The following is an 807-nucleotide window of genomic DNA, read 5'->3' on the forward strand; positions in this document are numbered from 1 at the left end:
TTTCTTTTAGGATGCTCAGCAAGTAATCGCCGTAGCCGCTTTTTCTTAAAGGCTCCGCGATGCTTTGCAGCTGCGCGGCATCTATAAAGCCCATGCGGTAGGCCACCTCCTCGATGCAGCCGATCTTCAGACCCTGCCGCTCCTCGATCACCTGCACGAACGTGGCCGCCTGCATCAGCGACTGGATAGTGCCCGTATCGAGCCAGGCGGTGCCGCGGTCCAGGATGCCCACCTTCAGCTTGCCCCTCCTGAGGTACTCCCTGTTCACGTCTGTGATCTCGTACTCGCCGCGCGCGCTCGGCTCCAGGCTCTTGGCTATCTCCACCACGTCGTTGTCGTAGTAGTAGAGGCCCGGCACCGCGTAGTTTGATTTCGGCTCCTTTGGCTTCTCCTCTATCGAGAGCACGTTCTTGTCCTGGTCAAACTCCACCACCCCGTAGCGCTCCGGGTCGAGCACGTGGTAGGCGTACACCACGCCGCCGTCCGGGTCGTTGTTGGCCTGCAGCAATTTGCTCATGCCCGAGCCGTAGAAGATGTTATCTCCCAACACGAGCGCGACCTTGTCGTTGCCGATAAACTCCTCCCCTATCACGAAGGCCTGCGCTAGCCCGTTGGGCACCTCCTGCACCTTGTAGCTGAACTTGCACCCGATCTGGCTACCATCGCCCAGCAGGCGCTCGAACATCGGCAGGTCATGGGGCGTGGAGATGATCAGGATCTCCCTGATCCCGGACAGCATCAGCGTGGCCAGCGGGTAGTAGATCATCGGCTTGTCGTAGACCGGCATCAGCTGCTTGCTCACGGCCA

The 807-nt window shown here is 60.1% G+C and carries 1 protein-coding gene; it reads right to left on the reverse strand.

The window, feature by feature from the left end; genetic code table 11:
• The coding region (gene rfbA / locus WG943_RS21195) for a glucose-1-phosphate thymidylyltransferase RfbA (RefSeq protein ID WP_340412039.1) at nucleotides 1–807 on the reverse strand (807 nt) is incomplete at both ends.

It is taken from the genome of Pontibacter sp. H249, assembly GCF_037892465.1.
Lineage (GTDB): Bacteria > Bacteroidota > Bacteroidia > Cytophagales > Hymenobacteraceae > Pontibacter.